A 17,525-nucleotide genomic window follows, 5' to 3' on the forward strand; every position below is an offset into this window, starting at 1 on the left:
TACTAGTTATATAATTTTTAGGAGGATTTTTTCATGGATGATAACGATGATAAAATTGTGAGTTTTAATGAATTAAAGAATAAAGCACGAGAAAAAGATGTGGAAAAAATAGAAGATTATGTGTATGGACTTTGCTATGATATGGCTCAAGGTAAAATTACCATGATTGATTTTTCAAAAAGTCTTCAAAAATATATGGAAGATAACAATATATCTCAAGAAAAGATGTTTAATATACAGAAAGAACTCATGAAAAGATACGGTATTGATATGGAAGATATGGAAAAACAGATGAAGAGCATGGGTTTTAATATACCTTCAATGAATAAAAATACTGATTATGAAACTGTAAGAAAGACTTTGAGCTTTCAAGAAAAGTATAAGGATAAAATTGGAACTTCATTGATTACAACGTATAATATAAATAATGTAAAAATATACATAAATGAGGAAAAGATACTGCTAAGGAGTTCAGAAAAAATAGATTTAAATGATATGGATTTAAATGAGTTTTTGTGCTCTTACAAGAAAGTAATAAAGGATAAAAAGCTAAAGATATCAATTTGTGAAAATACAAAAGTATTTGAATATTAGGCCAACTATTATAGCCACGTAAATGACATGTACGTGGTATTTTTTATTAAATATATTTTTGATTACAAGGGGAATAATGATATGAATAGAACTATTTTAATGGTAGATGATGAGGATAGAATGAGAGTTCTTATGGATGCTTATTTAAAAAAGGAAGGCTTTAAAGTTATATTAGCGCAAAATGGACAGGAGGCACTGGAAAAATTTAAGAAAAGCAAAGTAGATCTTGTAGTTTTGGATATAATGATGCCGCTTATGGATGGATGGACGGTGTGCAGAAAACTTAGAGAAACTTCAAATGTACCAATAATAATGCTAACTGCAAGGTCAGAAGATGAAGATCAACTTCTTGGATTTCAACTTGGAACCGACAGTTATGTAACTAAGCCTGTGAGTCCAAATATATTGGTAGCAAAAATAAAAGCACTTTTGAAGAGAGCCTATTCAACGGTGGATCAAGAAAAGAACGATGACAGCTTTGATGGACTTAGCATAAACGAAGAAGCACATGAAGTGAAAATAGATGGAAAGGATATATATCTTTCGCCTAAGGAATTTGAACTTTTATGTTACATAATTAAAAATAGGGATATAGTTTTAACTAGAGAAAAGATATTGGACTCTGTATGGGGAATGGACTATTATGGCGATTTAAGAACTGTTGATACCCATGTAAAACGGCTTAGAGAAAAGCTTGGTGACAGGGCTTATTTGATAAATACTGTAAGAGGAGTCGGGTATAAATTTGGAGCAAAAAAATGAAATTAAAGAGTATATTATCTAGAAGTAGATTTATTGTAGAGATAAAAAAAAATATAACATTTAAGTTATTTATAATAACTACACTGGTATTTACTATATTTATAACCAGTACACTTGTTTTTCAGTCATTATTTTTTGACAAATTCTATATATCGCATAAAAAAAGATATCTACAAAACAGATTGGAAAAATTTGAGACTAGTTACAATAGAACTAAAGATGAAGAAGTTGTAACTAATCTTATAAGAAGTTTTGAAGAAGACAATAATTCCAAGGTTGTAATAATAGATAAAAATAAAAAGATGAAATTTTTAACAAGTCCATATACTAGAGGCTATGATGAAATGAAAGTTAAAATTATAAATGATATCGTAACCCAATGGAGTATGAATTCGAATTTATTGGACGAAATGAAAGCAGAAAATAAACCTATTACAGTTGTTACAGAAATGAGGATTAATGGTATTAAAAATATATTAAGTGCAGTTCCTGATAACAAAAAAGGGGAAATAATATTTGCTATAATTTCACTGCAGCCTGTGAATGAAGCTTCTTCAGTTATAAAGGAGTTTTATATATATTTTTATATAGGAGCCATTGTGCTTATTGTTATTTTATCTTTGATATATACAAATATGGTTTCAAATCCCCTTGTAAAAATGAATAGTGTTGCAAAAAAAATGGCGGTTATGGACTTCTCAGAAAAGTGTAATATAAAAAGTGAGGATGAAATTGGAAATCTTGCTGATACTCTCAATTTTTTATCAGATAATCTGGATAATGCACTAACATCTTTAAAAGAAGCAAATAAAAAATTGGAGAATGATATAGAGAAAGAGAGAAAACTTGAGAAAACAAGAAAGGACTTTGTAAATTCAGTGTCACATGAATTAAAAACACCTATAAATCTTATAGGAGGATATGCAGAAGGGCTCAAAGATAGAGTATTTGAATCAGAGAAAAGGGGTTACTATATTGACATAATAATAGATGAAAGTAGGAAAATGGCTGATCTTGTGAATGATATGTTAAATCTCTCACATATGGAATCTGGAATTTTTAAGTTGACAAAAGAAAAATTTTTTATAGACAAATTGATAAGTTCAGTTATAGATAGATTTTCGGTGATTATAGAGAACAAAGGTATTCAGCTTGAAACTAAAATATTAAAAGACATAAAAATATATGCGGATTGGGATGCTATTGAACAGGTGGCTACTAATTTTTTAACAAATGCTATTAGATATACTGATAGTGGAGGAAAAATAATACTTTCAATAGAAAAATCAAGCGATAAATTTATTTTATCTGTGGAAAATTCAGGAAGTCATATACCGGAGGTTCAGATTGGTAAGGTATGGGATAATTTTTATAGAATAGATAAGTCTAGAAATAGAAAATTAGGAGGTACTGGTCTTGGACTTGCCATAGTAAAAAATATATTAACACTTCATAAATATAAATATGGAGTAAAAAATACAGAGAGAGGAGTAAAATTTTATTTTATAGGTAACATTTCAGAAAAATAAAAATATAAACTTTATATTAATATAGTGTAAACTTTTATTTAATTATATAAAAAGGTAAAATTTTTAAATAATGTCTTAATCTATACTATATGGTGCAGCAAAGCTATTGTTATTTTATTAACAATAGCTTTGCTAATTTTTATAGTTTTTTTATAAATTTACTTTTTATGGATTGCGCATTTGATAAGTCATGTATTTTTATGTTAACATTAAGTTAGTTAAATTATTAAATATATAAAATAATTTGATAATTTGTTCAATAAATTTAGTCGAAGGGAGAAATTTCTATGATAGAATTCAAGAATGTTAGCAAGTCTTTTAAAAGCAAAACAGTATTGAATAATATAAATCTGGAAATTCATAAGGGTGAACTGGTAGTACTTATCGGTCCCAGCGGATGTGGGAAAACAACTACATTGAAGATGATAAACAAACTTATAAAACCAACTTCTGGAGATATTTTTGTCAATGGCAGTAATATAAGAAAAGAGGACACCATAAAACTTAGGAGAAATATTGGATATGTAATTCAGCAGACCGGACTTTTCCCCCATATGACTATATCAGAAAATATATCATTGATACCGAGACTGCAAAAATGGCCTGAAGATAGAATAGAGCGTAGAACAATTGAGCTAATGGATATGGTTGGAATGAATCCTGAAGAATATTTAGATAGATACCCTGAAGAATTAAGTGGTGGACAGCAGCAAAGGGTGGGAGTGGCAAGAGCTTTTGCCATGGATTCGGATATAGTTCTTATGGACGAGCCATTCAGTGCTCTTGATCCCATAACTAAAAACCAGCTTCAGGATGAATTGTTTGATCTGCAGCAGGAATTGAAAAAGACAATAGTATTTGTAACCCATGATATGGATGAAGCAATAAAACTTGGAGATAGAATATGTATAATGAAGGATGGCAATATACTTCAATTTGATATTCCGGAAGAAATATTGAAGAATCCAGCACATGGTTTTGTAGAAGAATTCATAGGTAAGAATAGAATTTGGAATAAGCCTGAATTTATAAAGGCAAGAGATATAATGATAACTAATCCTGTAGTAACCAATTCAGAAAGAACCATAGTTCAGGCGGTAGAAATAATGAGGGTAAATAAAGTGGATGCACTTATGATTGTGGATAGGACTTCGAAGCTAATTGGTATAACAACCATTAAAGATATAAGAAGAGGTATGGATAAGACCCTGAAATTGAAAGATATAATGGAAAAAAATATATTTTCGGTAGATGAAGAAGACAGCATAGTTGATGTACTTAAAGAGATAAATGATGAGAAAGTAGGATATATACCTGTTTTGGATAATAAAGGTAAATTGGCAGGGCTTATTACTAGAAGCAGTCTAATAACAGTTCTAAGTACTCAATTTCTAGATACAGAGGAGGTTATTCAATGAATTCGATAGTGGAATTTTTCAATTTTGTTGCAAACAGGTCGGAAGAAATATTAAAGCTTTTTTTCCAGCATATAGAGCTTACATTGCTGGCGGTTGTTATAGCTGTATTGATAGGTGTACCTCTGGGAATACTCATAGAAAAAAACAAAAAAATATCTTCTATTATAATAGGCATAGCAAATATAATACAGGCAATTCCCAGCCTGGCACTTTTAGGATTCTTGATTCCAGTTATAGGTATAGGAAGTAAGCCCGCGGTTGTAATGGTGATTTTATATTCACTGCTGCCGATTATAAAGAATACATATACCGGACTGGTAGGTATAAATCCAAACATTATAGAAGCGGCTGAAGGAATGGGTATGACGGAGCCGCAGATATTAAAAATCGTGAAACTGCCCCTTGCACTTCCTGTAATAATGGCAGGTATAAGGATATCAGCTGTTACAGCGGTAGGACTTATGACAATAGCAGCCTTTGTAGGAGCAGGAGGCCTGGGTTATATGGTATTTACCGGGGTCCAAAGTGTGAACAATAATATGATACTTTCAGGGGCAATACCAGCCTGTATATTAGCACTTATAATAGACTTCTCAATTGGAACAATTGAGAAGTCAGTAACCAGAAAAAAGAGAAGAAAAAGAAAATCTTCGTTGAAATATAAAAGTATAGCAGCTTTTGCAATCTGTATAATCATAGTTCTGGGATCAGTATTTTATTATAAAAATGCAAAGGATACTGTAGTAGTTGGAGGAAGAAATTTTACAGAACAGACTATTATGGTATATATGGTTGGAGAACTTATTGAAAAGAACAGTGACATAAAAGTAGAGTATAAGCCTAATCTAGGTGGGACAAATGTAATGTTCAATGCAATGAAGTCGGGAAATATGGATATAGGTGTGGAATATACTGGTACTGCGCTTATGAGTATAATGAAACGTGACCTGGTTCAGGATTCTGATAAGGTATACAGAACAGTTAAAGATTATTATAGGAAGAATTTCGGGATAGAGTGGCTTGAACCAATCGGATTCAACAATACCTATACACTGGCTGTGTCGAAGGATACTTCAGGTGAATATGGATTGAATACAATGTCTGATCTTGCAAAGATAAGTAATGATTTGCGGTTGAGCTGTACCATGGATTTCAGAGAAAGACCGGATGCATTGAAGGCAGTTGAAAGAGTATATGGAATTAATTTCAAGGATGTAAAAGGTATAGATGGCGGACTGAGGTATACTGCATTAAATCAAAAAGAATCAGATGTAATTGATGCTTTTTCTACGGACGGGTTGCTCAAACAGTTTGATCTGAAAATTTTAAAAGATGATAAAGGTGCATTTCCACCATATTATGCAGTTCCTACTATAAGAAGTGAAGTACTTAAAAAGAATCCTGAACTTAAAGGCATTTTAAATAAGCTTGCAGGTAAAATAGATGATGAAACTATGATGGAGTTGAATTACAAAGTTGACAGTCTTGGACAGAAACCTGAAGCAGTTGCAGATCAATTCTTAAGGGAACAAAAAATAATAGAATAAAATTTTGATAACAGATAGTTAACAAATAGTTCATATAATTGCCATGAATGTGTCATTTTTTTAATGTAAAATCTATGTTATTAATGTTAAAAATAGTTAAGCGGGGAAGAGGAGAAATAATGAAGGCAAAAGGTGAAAAAATATTTCATTTTATATTCAATTTTCTATTTAACAATATAGATATTATATTATTTAGTGTTCTGGTTTTTATTAAACTATTTAAGTATTCAAAGGCAATTTCTCCAGATTATTTGTATATAGCTGTTGTTTTGCCTATAATAGCTTCTATAGCTGTTTTAGTAAGTATTTCTTTGTTGTTTAAAGAAAAATCTAGAGTTAGTTTTCTTTATATTACTAATATAGTTATAAGTTCTATACTTATTGCTGATATTATGTACTATAGATATTTCAAGGATATAACAACCTTGTCAGCAGTGAGAAATGCCAAACTTCTCGTGGGAGTATCAAATAGTGTAACTAGTTTATTTGATTTTAAAGATATACTATATATATTGGATGTTTTTATATTGATTCCTTTTGAAAGAATATATAAGAGGATAAAGCAAAATTCACTTGCTTTTCCAACAAGAATACTGAGTTTTTTAATTGTATTTGCAATTGGAATAGGAGTTAATGTACAGGTGCTGTATGGGGTTTCTCAAAGTCAGCCAACTCTATTGACTGCAATGAGCAATAGAATTTATCTGACCAAAATGATAGGAAATATAGATTTTCATATAGTGGATACTTATAATTTTATAAGTACAAATATAAAAAATTCTAAAAAACTTTCACTAGAAAAACAAAATGAAATAAAGAATTATTTTGAAAACAATAATAAAATTAATGGACAGGTTACTATGAAAGGAAAGTATGAAGGAAAGAATCTTATAGTAATACAGGTTGAGGCACTTCAGGGATTTGTAATTAATAAGAAAGTTGATGGACAGGAAATAACACCAAATTTAAATAGATGGATTAAAAAAAGTACGTACTTTGATAATTATTACTATCAGGTAGCAGGAGGAACGACTTCCGATGCCGAATTTATGTCCAACAATTCATTATATCCTGCACAGTCAGGTGCGGCTTATTATACTTATAGCGGCAATACATATAATTCTTTGGCAGTTGCTTTAAAAAGCAAGGGATATTATACTGCTGCTTTTCATGGAAATACTGAAGGATTCTGGAATAGAAATGTAATGTATAAGGCTGAGGGATTTGATGATTTTTTTGGACAGCACAGTTATAATGTAGATGAAACGATAGGGCTTGGACTTAGTGATAAGTCATTTTTAAACCAGTCTTTGGATAAGATGAAAAAATTAAAGACCCCTTATTATTCTTTTTTAGTAACTCTTACAAGTCATTTTCCATATGATGCAGGAGATAAGTATGGTAATTTTGATGTAGGGGAATATAATGGTACTTTTATTGGAGACTATTTAAAGGCAATACATTACACTGATGCTCAATTGGGAATGTATTTAGATAATCTTGAAAAAGATGGAACACTCAAGAATTCAGTTTTAGCAATATATGGAGATCATTTTGCTATACCAAAGGATAAAATTGATCAGTTGTATAAATTCGAAAATGTAAGCAGTCCGAATGATTATAACTGGTTTATGTATCAGAAAGTCCCACTTATAATGCATTTTCCTGATGGAAGCAACACTGGTGTTGTCAATCATAACTATACATGCCAGATGGATTTGTATCCTACTTTGGCTAATCTATTTAATATTAAAAATAGATATATGTTTGGGAAAGATATACTTAACAGTAACAGTGGAAAAGTTATATTTAGAAATGGATCCTTTATAGACGGAAAAAATTTGTATGTATCTTGGACAAACACTTATTATGATTTGGCTACGGGAAAGCCTATTAATGAAACTACAGAATTAAAAAAGGAGAAAGATAAATATACTAGTGAACTTCAGTACTCAGATGATTTTTTAAATCACAATTTATTAAAAACTTTTATGGATGAAGATAAATAGAAAATAGATTGGACATCAATTGATGTCCAATCTATTTTCTAGATAGTTATTTAGGTGAATTTATAGAAACCACCAGAGCCAGAAAGGAAATCCACCAGGATAATAATAAGGGTAATCGTAGCGGCGTCTTCTTCTATGTCTTCTTCTGGATCTTGACATATTATTCATATCAGTACATTCATTATCTTCGTCACTGTCACAATAAGAATCATTATATATTCCACCGTTATCTACCAATGGACAATATTGGGCCGGTCCAGCAGGCATCATCCCGGATATCATCCCAGGCATACCAGGTACTATTCCATAAGGCATCATTCCATATGGCATAGGGGTATTATAATAGTTATCATCCTGGTCAATGTAATTAGAATTATTATATCCCGTGTAATTGGAGTCATTTTCTATGTCCATAATTTGATCCCTGTCTTTAGATTCTTTCTCTTGAGATTTAAATTTCATATTCATCCTCCATATAATTGACTACAATATAACTTATGTAATTAGACATATAATGGTTACAAAACAAATTAACATATTATTAATACTTGCTTATGAGTTATTCTATACTATTTTATCTGTATTTGTGTTATAATATATTAAAATATTATTTTATATATTATGTAACCAGAGAAGAGGTTTTGTATATGAAAATTATGAGTAAAAATTTATCTATATTGTGGAAATTGGGACTTGCTATAATTGTAATAGCAGTATTCATAAGGCTATTACCTGTTGTTGTAATAACACTTCTTATATTATTTGGTGTTTTTAAATGCAAAAACTATTTTAAAAAAAGAACTTCCAGAAATAGAAAAAGTACTTATAAAAAATCTCCAAATATGCAAAATTCCTATAGAAAAGTTATAGATGTAAAATTTGACGAAGTTTCTAAATAGATACCATATATAAAAAATACCAGAGCTGCATTGATTAGTATGTTTTCTCTGGTATTTTGGTCTAGTCATGTATTTTTACATCTAAAAGATCTAGTATAAACATGAATAGGGGTATTCCAATTAAAAGACCCCATACTCCAAGTATATGTTCTGAAACTATTAATATTACAAAAGTAAAGAATATTGGTATTTTTACTTTAGATGACATGAGTTTTGGATTCAGTATATAGCTTTCTATACAGTGAATTACGGCTATCATAATAAGCACATATACAACTTTGGTCAAACCTCCTATATTAAAAGCTATTAGAGATAGTGGGACCAATGATATTATAACACCTGCTACAGGTATAAGGCTAAGTACAAATATCATAAATCCGAGGGTAAGAAGCTGTGGAAAACCCAATATAGATAGAATTATAACAGATAAAATTGTATTTACAAAGGCTATTATTATTTGTGCCTGGATGACCTTACCAAAAGAATTTAAAAAATTTCTTCCAAAAAAAATTAGATATTTATATAATCCGGATATTCTGCTGTTTCCAAATTTCTTTGTAAACTTAATTAATGTTCTCTTTTCTATAAGGAAAAACATACTTAACATAATTGATATGAATATATCCACACTCCATTTCCCAATATCGGAAACTAATTGGATAGATGCATTAAACCCAGATTTTATGTAACTCTTGATATCTATTTGACCTAGTATTGCTGCTAAATATTTTTGAACTATATCCGAATTTTGTGTATCAGTAAACTGAAGCTCAGAAAAGTAGCTTACAAGAGATTTTGTCTGATTTATTAGTTGAGGTATGTATTTTACTATTATGAATATAATAGATGAAAATAATGCAGCATACAGTAATGATGTAACTAAATTTTCTTTAGCAGGAGTTATATTTTTAAATTTTTTTAATATCAGTATCTGGAGGCTGTTCATTATATAGGAAAATAGAAAAGTGAGTAAAAATAAATTTACTAGGGACTGAAAGATGTAAAAAAACAATATTATAGCTACGAATAGTAATACTCTTTTCGTAGATTCTTTTGAAAAAAAATCTGTAAGAAAGTTCATGTTAACTCCTCTCTATTTTAAGTAAAAATTTTAAGTAAAAATATTTTTTAATCATTTATAATATTTTATATTTCTACAAAATATTATAATGATTAATTGCTTCTAATTTCAATAGATATTAAATAAAAAATGTCTTATAGTGAAAATTTAATGTATTTTAGAAAATAAAAATAAATAAAACATTGACATAAGAACATATGTTCGCTATAATGAATTAACAAATTAATTTTAGGGAATATTTTTATAGAAGTTAGTATATATTTATAGAGAACTTTATATGTTAAATTTAATATGGAGGTTTTGTAGAATGAATGGGTACAATCTTTTTGTGAACATAAATTATAATGATCACAGTAAAATTAGAAAAAAAAATAATGTTAAAGTAAATAATATATCTATAAATTCGGGTAAATATATAATAGGAAGTGGAATTATAAATAAAAGGGGAGGAAGTATTATATACACAGCAAAAAATATGGAAGAAGTGAGGCAAGTTACCAGGAATAAAGTGCTTTTTAAAAATTCACCCATGAATTACAGAATAGCTTTTATACCAAAAGGATTATGAGATTCCATTATATTGCTGTATGTTTTGATATGCTGTTGATGCTTGTTGTCGATAGCTTTTTTTATATTATTTATGGCACTATTGACTTACATACATACATAGTGTACTATGTATGTAATACACTATATTGCAATTTAAAATGGAGGTGCAGTATGAATATTGAATTTGATCAAAATATACCTATATACAGACAAATAATGGACAGAGTTAAAAGAAGTATAATATCTTATGAAATAAAGCCAGGTGATAAGCTTTCCTCTATAAGAGAGATGGCTGAAAAGTTTAAAGTTAATCCAAATACAATTCAAAGAGCTTATCAGGAGCTGGAAAGATTGGGTATTATTTATACTCAGAGGGGAATGGGGAATTTTGTTAAGGAGGATATGGATATGGTGAAAAGATTAAAAGAAGAGATGGCTGAAAATATAATAGAGGGATTTATAGATGGAATGAAAGATTTGGGATTCACAGGTCCGGAGATAATTAGAATAGTTCAAAATAAGATAGGAAATGAAGATACTGGAAAGGAGAATAGATAAATGACTACTCTACTGAAAAGTTTAAATTTAAAAAAGATGTATTTCAATAAAAAAGCTCTAGATGGAATAGATATGGAGGTAAAGAAAGGAAGAATAGTAGGCCTTCTTGGTCCTAATGGAAGTGGGAAAACAACATTTCTTAAAATTGCCGCAGGAATATTAAAACAGAGTTCAGGTGAAATACTCATAGATGGTAATAAACCGGGAGCACTTACAAAGGCAGAAGTTTCGTATTTACCTGACAAGGATTATTTGTTCAAGTGGATGAAAATAAAAGATGCCTTTGAATTTTTTACTGATATGTATAAAGACTTTGATTATGAGAAGGCCCTGAAGCTTCTCGAATTTATGGAGCTTGATTTGAACAGTAAAATAAAGACGCTTTCAAAAGGAATGAGTGAAAAATTGTATTTGACTTTGTCCCTCTCTCGAAATGCAAAATTATATATATTAGATGAACCTCTTGGAGGTGTGGATCCTACTACAAGAGAAAAAATACTGGATGCCATATTGGACATATATGACAAGGAAAGCTCAATACTAATAACAACCCATCTTGTAAGTGACATAGAAAGATTATTTGATGATGTAGCTTTTATATCAGAAGGAAAGATAAAACTATCAGGTGCTGCCGAAGAGCTTAGATCAGAGCATGGTAAATCAATAGATGAAATATATAGGGAGGTATTTAGATAATGTTTAAACTTGTTAAATATGATGTAAAGGGCTATTACAAGGATTTTGTCATAATGATAAGTGCAATGGTACTCTTGAATTTGGCATTGTCAATCAAAGTAAATGACTGGGGACCAGATACAATACTTGGATTAAGTATGGCAATAAGCTTTGCAGCAGGTATTATAGCTGTAATATGGAATATAAGAGTTTTTAGCAGAGACATATACGAAGATACTGGATACCTCCTTTTTACAGTTCCCAAAAGTGGTTACTCAATTCTTGGAAGTAAGATTATAACATCTATTATACAGATATTTGCGGTAATAGTAGTTTCGTTTATTATTATAATGTTGTGGATTAATATATTAAAAGTAACTTCTGGATTTGTTCTTGATGTGAGAAGAATATTTGATTTAATCATAAAAAATCTAAGTGTTAATTTTATTACATTTTCTATCGTAGGTTCATTTGTAATTTATATAAGCTTTCTTTTAACGGTTTATCTGGCAATAACTTTAAGTAAAGTTGCAATTAAAAATAAAAAAATTGGAAAGTTTGGCAGCTTTATTATATTTATATTATTAGCTGCAGCTCAGGGAAAACTGCAAGATTTTTTAATGCATATATTTCCACAGACATTTAGATTGAATATGTTATCCTTAAGAGTTGAAAATACGTTTGTTGTTCCGGATGCTTTTGTTGATATTAACGTATCTCTTGTAATATCGAGTATAATACTTGTGATAGCAATATTTTGGGTTACGGCATATCTTCTGGAAGACAAACTCGATCTATAAATATATAACAATATAGGTGAAATATCAAAAAGTGAGATACTGAGCTCACTTTTTGTTTTAAAATTATATATCAATACTGATATATATCACTATTGATATATAGAGAAAAGATGATATAATGATTATATTATTAAAATTGTTTGTGATACTTAGGAGGAATAATTTTGGAAAAAATAGCTTTAATAACGGATTCAACTAGTGATTTACCAGAGAAAATTATAGAAAAATATAATATCTATGTGATGCATTATAGAATAATATATAAAGACAGAGAATATAGAGATAAGGTTGATATAACTCCAGAATATGTTTATGAAAATTTACATAATGAAATCCCTACATCATCTATACCACCTGTTGATGAAATGGAAAGTACATTTAGTTATCTTGAGAAGATGGGATATACCCATGCAATAGTTGTAACTCTATCCAGTGGATTGACTGGTTTTTATAATGGAGTAAAAATTGTAAGTGATAACCATCCCAGAATAAAAACTCATATAGTTGATTCCAAGTCCATATCTGTTGGTGAAGGAATTATAATTATGGAATGTGCAAAATTAATAGAAAAAGGAATTAATTTTGATAGCATTGTAAAAAATATTCCATCTATAAAGAGAAGAATCAACTTATTTTTTATAGTTGGAACTTTAGAATATCTAAAGAAAGGTGGAAGAATAGGAAAAGTTGCTGGAACTATAGGTGAACTTTTAAATATAAAGCCAATTATATCTGTAGATAATAGTGATGGTAAGTATTATACATATGATAAAGTGAGAGGAAGAAAAAAATCTTTAAACAGAATAATAGAAATAGCATATAAAATTTTAGATATAAAAAAATGCAGTCTATATATTTTACATGGTTTTGCACTTGAAGATGCAAAGATTGTGTTTGAAAAAGTTAAAATACATCCAAATATAGTTTCATCTAAATTTTGTGGTTCAATAAGTCCGGTGTCAGGAGTACATAGTGGGCCCGGTCTTGTTGGAATGTTGTTGCTTGAGGAAGAATGATCATTATGACCAAACCTAAATTTACTGAAGATCCTAAAGATCAGGAGAAGATATTGTATAGAGAATACAAAAAAAAGCTTGAAGATCTGAAGAAAGTAAAAAAGGAACGTGAAGCAGTAGGTCAAGTATTTACAAAAGGACTTTTGCCACTGTATGTTCTATACATTTTAAGTTTAGGACCTTCCAGTGGGAGTGATATATCACATAAAATTGGAAATAGAACCACAGGAAAATGGATTCCAAGTACAGGTGGAATTTATCCACTTTTAAAAAAACTTGAAAAAAATAAGATGGTGGAAGGTAGATGGGATGACTCAAATAGAAAAATTCAAAAGATGTATTCTTTAACAGATGCTGGCAAAAAGGAACTTGAACATAAAAAAAATCTGTTGAAAAACAAGATAGAGGAAGCATTTGATGTATTTAAAATAGTATATAAGGATCTCTATAAATAAGGAACGTTGGTGGAAAATTTTATATCTTCCACCAGCGTTCCTTAATTAACTTTCCTTTTTTGTTCTTTTTGTTTTTCGTATTCTTTGTATTCTTTAAGTGAGTAGTTTTTTGCCCTGTTTATTCTGTAGATTCCATAAACTATAGTTAGTAAAGCTGCACCATAACTTATTATATTTACTGTAATAGGAGTTAATAGATTTTTAGTTAAATTATCATCAAAAATCAGTTTAAAAGATGTATGTGCGAGTATAGCAGCACCTATATAAGTAACTATTGGATATCTGTTCATAAGATTTGCTACAAACTGGCTGCCAAAAAATATAATAGGTATATTTAAAATCAAACCAAATATTATAAGCATTGTATTTCCATCTGCCAGACTGGCTATTGCTAGTACATTATCCAGGCTCATGGTTGCATCTGCTGCTACTATACTGAGGATTGCTCCCATAAATTTATTTGAAGAGTGTATATGTATATCTTCATTGCCAATATTTTTTTGTTCGGGTTTTATAAAGTTAAAAGTGATGTATATTAATATAATTCCACCTACCAGTCTTATAGGAAGCCAGTCTATTATCAAAATATAAGTTATTAGGCAGGCAAATATTATTCTTAAAACTACAGCAGCAATAACTCCAATTAAAGATGCTGCTTTTGCATGTTTCTTTGGTAGATTTCGGGTGGCAAGTGCAATAACGCCTATATTATCACCGCTTAATACTATATCCAGGAGGGTGATTTGTAGAGCACTTATTGTAAAAACAGTTAAGTTTTCCATATTTTTAGCTCCTTATTAATTAGTTTTAGTATATTAAATAAACTATTAATATTTTATCATAGATTTATAAGAATATAAAGCAAATAATCTCATAATATAGTTACAATACATGCTATATAAGTTTTTATACACTATATAGCTTAATTGTTTTGTACCTTTATTATTTTATTTATATTTAATTTTAGTTTTATTTATAACTATATATTAATTTTTTATTTTATGGAGCTTGTGTCTTATACTGTACACTTTTAGCACAAATTGTGCTAAAATAATTTTAAATAAATTATTTTGGAGTTGTTTTTAAATGAATTCAGAAGTTAAAATTATTGAAAATACAAAATCCGAAATCGAGTTAAACAAACCTAAATTATATAAGGTTGTAATATATAATGATGATTATACTACTATGAATTTTGTCATTAAGGTCTTGATGGAGATATTTAAAAAACAGCGAGAAGAAGCTATTAAAATAATGTATGATGTACATAGACGTGGTATAGGAATTGCAGGTATATACTGTTATGATATAGCCGAGACTAAAGTGATTCAGGCTACAACAATGGCAAAAAATAGTGGATTTCCACTAAAATTTAGTATGGAAGAGGAATAACTATGAAACTGGATAAAATAGTAAATGAAATTATAAATGCAGCTTATGATGAGGCTAAATACTGTAAACATGAATATTTTACGCCAGAACACGTTCTTTATGCATCTTTGTTTTTTTTGGAAGGAATAGATATTATAGAAGGATGCGGTGGAAATGTTCAGGATATAAAAAGAGATCTTATGCAGTATTTTAACGATCATATAGCCATTACTGATAAGGAGAATGAACCTGTTGAAACTGTTTCTCTTCAAAATATAATTACCTCGGCAGGTGAGCATGTATTGGCTTCTGAAAAGGAAATTATACGACTTGGAGACATATTTATATCTATATATGATGAAGAGAAAAGTTTTGCCAGTTACTATTTAAAAAAGCAGGGTATAAAAAGGATAGATATATTGAATTATATAACTCACGGTATTTCTGAAAAAGGTGTGGAATATAATGAAAAAAGTGAACAAAAATATAATTTTGAAAGTGATTTTCAAAACACTACTAAAATAGATGATTTTACCACGGAACTTACACAAAAAGCCAGAAAAGGGGAGATTGATCCGCTTATTGGAAGAGAAGATATACTGGATAGGACTATGCAGGTATTAACTAGAAGAACAAAAAATAATCCCATTCATGTAGGTGAACCGGGGGTAGGAAAAACTGCTATTACAGAAGGACTTGCTAAATTGATTGTAGATGACAAAGTACCTGGAAAGCTTAAGAATAGTAAAATATATTCTTTGGATATGGGAGCTGTACTTGCAGGTACAAAATATAGGGGAGATTTTGAAGAAAGAATAAAAAATATATTGAGGACGATAGAAAAAGAAGATAAACCAATTGTATATATAGATGAAATACATACAATAATAGGTGCAGGATCAGTATCTGGGAATTCTCTTGATGCAGCAAATATTCTGAAGCCATTTTTAACTAACGGAAAAATTAAATTTATAGGTGCTACTACATATGATGAATATAAAAAAGTATTTGAAAAAGACAGGGCTTTATCCAGAAGATTTCAAAAAATAGAAGTCCCTGAACCATCTGTAGAGGATACATATAAAATATTGACCGGTATCAAGGGACAATATGAAAAATTCCATAATATAACCTATAATGATGATGCCTTGAAAGCTGCTGTTGAACTATCTTCCAAATACATAAATGATAGATTCCTTCCAGATAAGGCTATAGACATAATAGATGAAACTGCTGCCTATGCAAGACTTCATTCAGAAACGGATGACAATATATTGATTTTAAAAGAAGATATAGAAAAGACGGTATCTTCTATAGCAAAGATTCCTCAGGAAAGTGTGTCTAAGGATGAGTCTGCTGTATTGAAAAATCTCGAGTCCACTCTTAAAAATAAAATATTTGGGCAGGATAAGGCTATAAGATCATTAACTAGGGCTATAAAAAGATCGAGAGCTGGTTTCAACGATGATAACAAGACAATTGCAAATCTGTTGTTTGTTGGACCTACAGGTGTTGGAAAAACCGAAATAACAAAGCAGCTTGCAAAGACAATGGGAATTCCACTTGTGAGATTTGATATGAGCGAATATCAGGAAAAGCATACTGTAGCTAGGCTCATAGGTTCACCACCGGGTTATGTAGGATATGAAGAAGGTGGACTTTTGACAGATGCAATAAGAAAGACGCCTTATTGTGTTTTGCTTCTTGATGAAATAGAAAAAGCTCATCCCGATGTTCTTAATGTACTTCTGCAGCTTATGGATTATGCTACGCTTACGGATAATGCGGGAAGAAAAACAGATTTTAAAAATATTATACTCATAATGACATCCAACGCAGGTGCAAGATCCGTTGGAAAATCGCTCATGGGGTTTCGAAACAGGATTATGGAAGAAGATGCTATAGATAAGGCTGTTGAGAATGTATTTTCACCGGAGTTTAGAAACAGGCTTGATGATATTATAGTGTTTAACGCTATTGATAGAGATATGGCATATCTGGTTGCCAAAAAAGTATTAAAGGAATTTGAAGATAAACTTAAAGCAAAGAAAATAAATATAGAGATTACCGAAAAATGTTATGATTTTCTAGCATCAAAGGGAATGTCCCTAGAATATGGTGCAAGAGAAATAATTAGAATAGTAAATCAAGAAATAAAGCCATACTTTGTAGATAAGGTATTGTTTGATGAAGAAATCCATAATAATGATGTAATTATAGATGCCCAGGATGGAAAAATAGAAATTATGTAGGATATTGAGA

The 17,525-nt window shown here is 29.8% G+C and carries 18 protein-coding genes; 15 read left to right on the forward strand and 3 right to left on the reverse strand.

The annotated features are described in order from the left end of the window. The first annotated feature begins 33 nt into the window (after positions 1-33). The 6 genes from ACSVC9_RS04245 to ACSVC9_RS04270 all read left to right on the forward strand — a co-directional run bounded on the left by ACSVC9_RS04245 (position 34) and on the right by ACSVC9_RS04270 (position 7,859). On the forward strand, positions 34-594 hold the full coding sequence (locus ACSVC9_RS04245) for a DUF3867 domain-containing protein (RefSeq protein WP_446899114.1): 561 nt from the start codon (positions 34-36) through the stop codon (positions 592-594). 81 nt (positions 595-675) lie between these two features. After that, entirely contained in the window at positions 676-1,356 is a 681-nt protein-coding gene (locus ACSVC9_RS04250; RefSeq protein WP_446899115.1) for a response regulator transcription factor, read from the forward strand. Continuing rightward, positions 1,353-2,885 (forward strand): ATP-binding protein, encoded by a 1,533-nt coding sequence (locus ACSVC9_RS04255; protein WP_446899116.1) that lies wholly within the window; start codon positions 1,353-1,355, stop codon positions 2,883-2,885. Before ACSVC9_RS04250 ends, ACSVC9_RS04255 begins: the two co-directional genes overlap by 4 nt. Before the next feature lie 287 nt (positions 2,886-3,172). Further along, positions 3,173-4,303, forward strand: a complete 1,131-nt coding sequence (locus ACSVC9_RS04260; protein WP_446899117.1) for a betaine/proline/choline family ABC transporter ATP-binding protein — start codon at positions 3,173-3,175, stop codon at positions 4,301-4,303. Beyond that, the gene (locus tag ACSVC9_RS04265) at positions 4,300-5,850 is read left to right on the forward strand and encodes an ABC transporter permease/substrate-binding protein (RefSeq protein ID WP_446899118.1); all 1,551 of its coding nucleotides are present in this window, start codon (positions 4,300-4,302) and stop codon (positions 5,848-5,850) included. The genes ACSVC9_RS04260 and ACSVC9_RS04265 overlap by 4 nt, the downstream gene beginning before the upstream one ends. A 119-nt stretch (positions 5,851-5,969) precedes the next feature. Continuing rightward, complete coding sequence (locus ACSVC9_RS04270; RefSeq protein ID WP_446899119.1) at positions 5,970-7,859, forward strand: LTA synthase family protein; 1,890 nt, start codon at positions 5,970-5,972, stop codon at positions 7,857-7,859. 60 nt (positions 7,860-7,919) lie between these two features. Here the strand turns inward: ACSVC9_RS04270 and ACSVC9_RS04275 are convergent, their stop codons facing one another. Continuing rightward, positions 7,920-8,321 (reverse strand): hypothetical protein, encoded by a 402-nt coding sequence (locus tag ACSVC9_RS04275; RefSeq protein ID WP_446899120.1) that lies wholly within the window; start codon positions 8,319-8,321, stop codon positions 7,920-7,922. A gap of 185 nt (positions 8,322-8,506) precedes the next feature. Here ACSVC9_RS04275 and ACSVC9_RS04280 point away from each other — a divergent pair, with 185 nt between their 5' ends. Beyond that, positions 8,507-8,758: a hypothetical protein gene (locus ACSVC9_RS04280; protein WP_446899121.1), complete on the forward strand. Its 252-nt coding sequence runs from the start codon at positions 8,507-8,509 to the stop codon at positions 8,756-8,758. A gap of 61 nt (positions 8,759-8,819) precedes the next feature. Here the strand turns inward: ACSVC9_RS04280 and ACSVC9_RS04285 are convergent, their stop codons facing one another. Next, entirely contained in the window at positions 8,820-9,839 is a 1,020-nt protein-coding gene (locus ACSVC9_RS04285) for an AI-2E family transporter (protein ID WP_446899122.1), read from the reverse strand. Positions 9,840-10,146: 307 nt separating this feature from the next. Between ACSVC9_RS04285 and ACSVC9_RS04290 the strand changes: the two genes are divergently transcribed. From ACSVC9_RS04290 to ACSVC9_RS04315, 6 genes are all read left to right on the forward strand, one after another. Further along, positions 10,147-10,407, forward strand: coding sequence for a hypothetical protein (locus ACSVC9_RS04290; protein WP_446899123.1), 261 nt, complete (start codon positions 10,147-10,149; stop codon positions 10,405-10,407). 152 nt (positions 10,408-10,559) lie between these two features. Next, on the forward strand, positions 10,560-10,946 hold the full coding sequence (locus tag ACSVC9_RS04295) for a GntR family transcriptional regulator (protein ID WP_446899124.1): 387 nt from the start codon (positions 10,560-10,562) through the stop codon (positions 10,944-10,946). Then, on the forward strand, positions 10,947-11,642 hold the full coding sequence (locus tag ACSVC9_RS04300) for an ABC transporter ATP-binding protein (protein WP_446899125.1): 696 nt from the start codon (positions 10,947-10,949) through the stop codon (positions 11,640-11,642). Next, positions 11,642-12,421 (forward strand): hypothetical protein, encoded by a 780-nt coding sequence (locus tag ACSVC9_RS04305; protein WP_446899126.1) that lies wholly within the window; start codon positions 11,642-11,644, stop codon positions 12,419-12,421. The genes ACSVC9_RS04300 and ACSVC9_RS04305 overlap by 1 nt, the downstream gene beginning before the upstream one ends. 164 nt (positions 12,422-12,585) lie before the next feature. Continuing rightward, positions 12,586-13,437: a DegV family protein gene (locus ACSVC9_RS04310; RefSeq protein WP_446899127.1), complete on the forward strand. Its 852-nt coding sequence runs from the start codon at positions 12,586-12,588 to the stop codon at positions 13,435-13,437. A gap of 5 nt (positions 13,438-13,442) precedes the next feature. Continuing rightward, entirely contained in the window at positions 13,443-13,892 is a 450-nt protein-coding gene (locus ACSVC9_RS04315; RefSeq protein ID WP_446899128.1) for a PadR family transcriptional regulator, read from the forward strand. Between the two features lie 41 nt (positions 13,893-13,933). Here the strand turns inward: ACSVC9_RS04315 and ACSVC9_RS04320 are convergent, their stop codons facing one another. Continuing rightward, on the reverse strand, positions 13,934-14,674 hold the full coding sequence (locus ACSVC9_RS04320; RefSeq protein ID WP_446899129.1) for a TerC family protein: 741 nt from the start codon (positions 14,672-14,674) through the stop codon (positions 13,934-13,936). Between the two features lie 304 nt (positions 14,675-14,978). Between ACSVC9_RS04320 and ACSVC9_RS04325 the strand changes: the two genes are divergently transcribed. Continuing rightward, a complete protein-coding gene (locus tag ACSVC9_RS04325; RefSeq protein WP_446899130.1) occupies positions 14,979-15,284 on the forward strand; it encodes an ATP-dependent Clp protease adaptor ClpS in 306 nt (101 codons plus the stop codon). A 2-nt stretch (positions 15,285-15,286) separates the two neighbouring features. Continuing rightward, positions 15,287-17,515 carry an ATP-dependent Clp protease ATP-binding subunit ClpA gene (gene clpA, locus ACSVC9_RS04330; protein ID WP_446899131.1) on the forward strand — a complete coding sequence of 743 codons (2,229 nt, stop codon included), beginning with the start codon at positions 15,287-15,289 and terminating at the stop codon, positions 17,513-17,515. Positions 17,516-17,525: the final 10 nt, after the last annotated feature.

This window comes from Clostridium sp. LBM24168 (assembly GCF_052953915.1).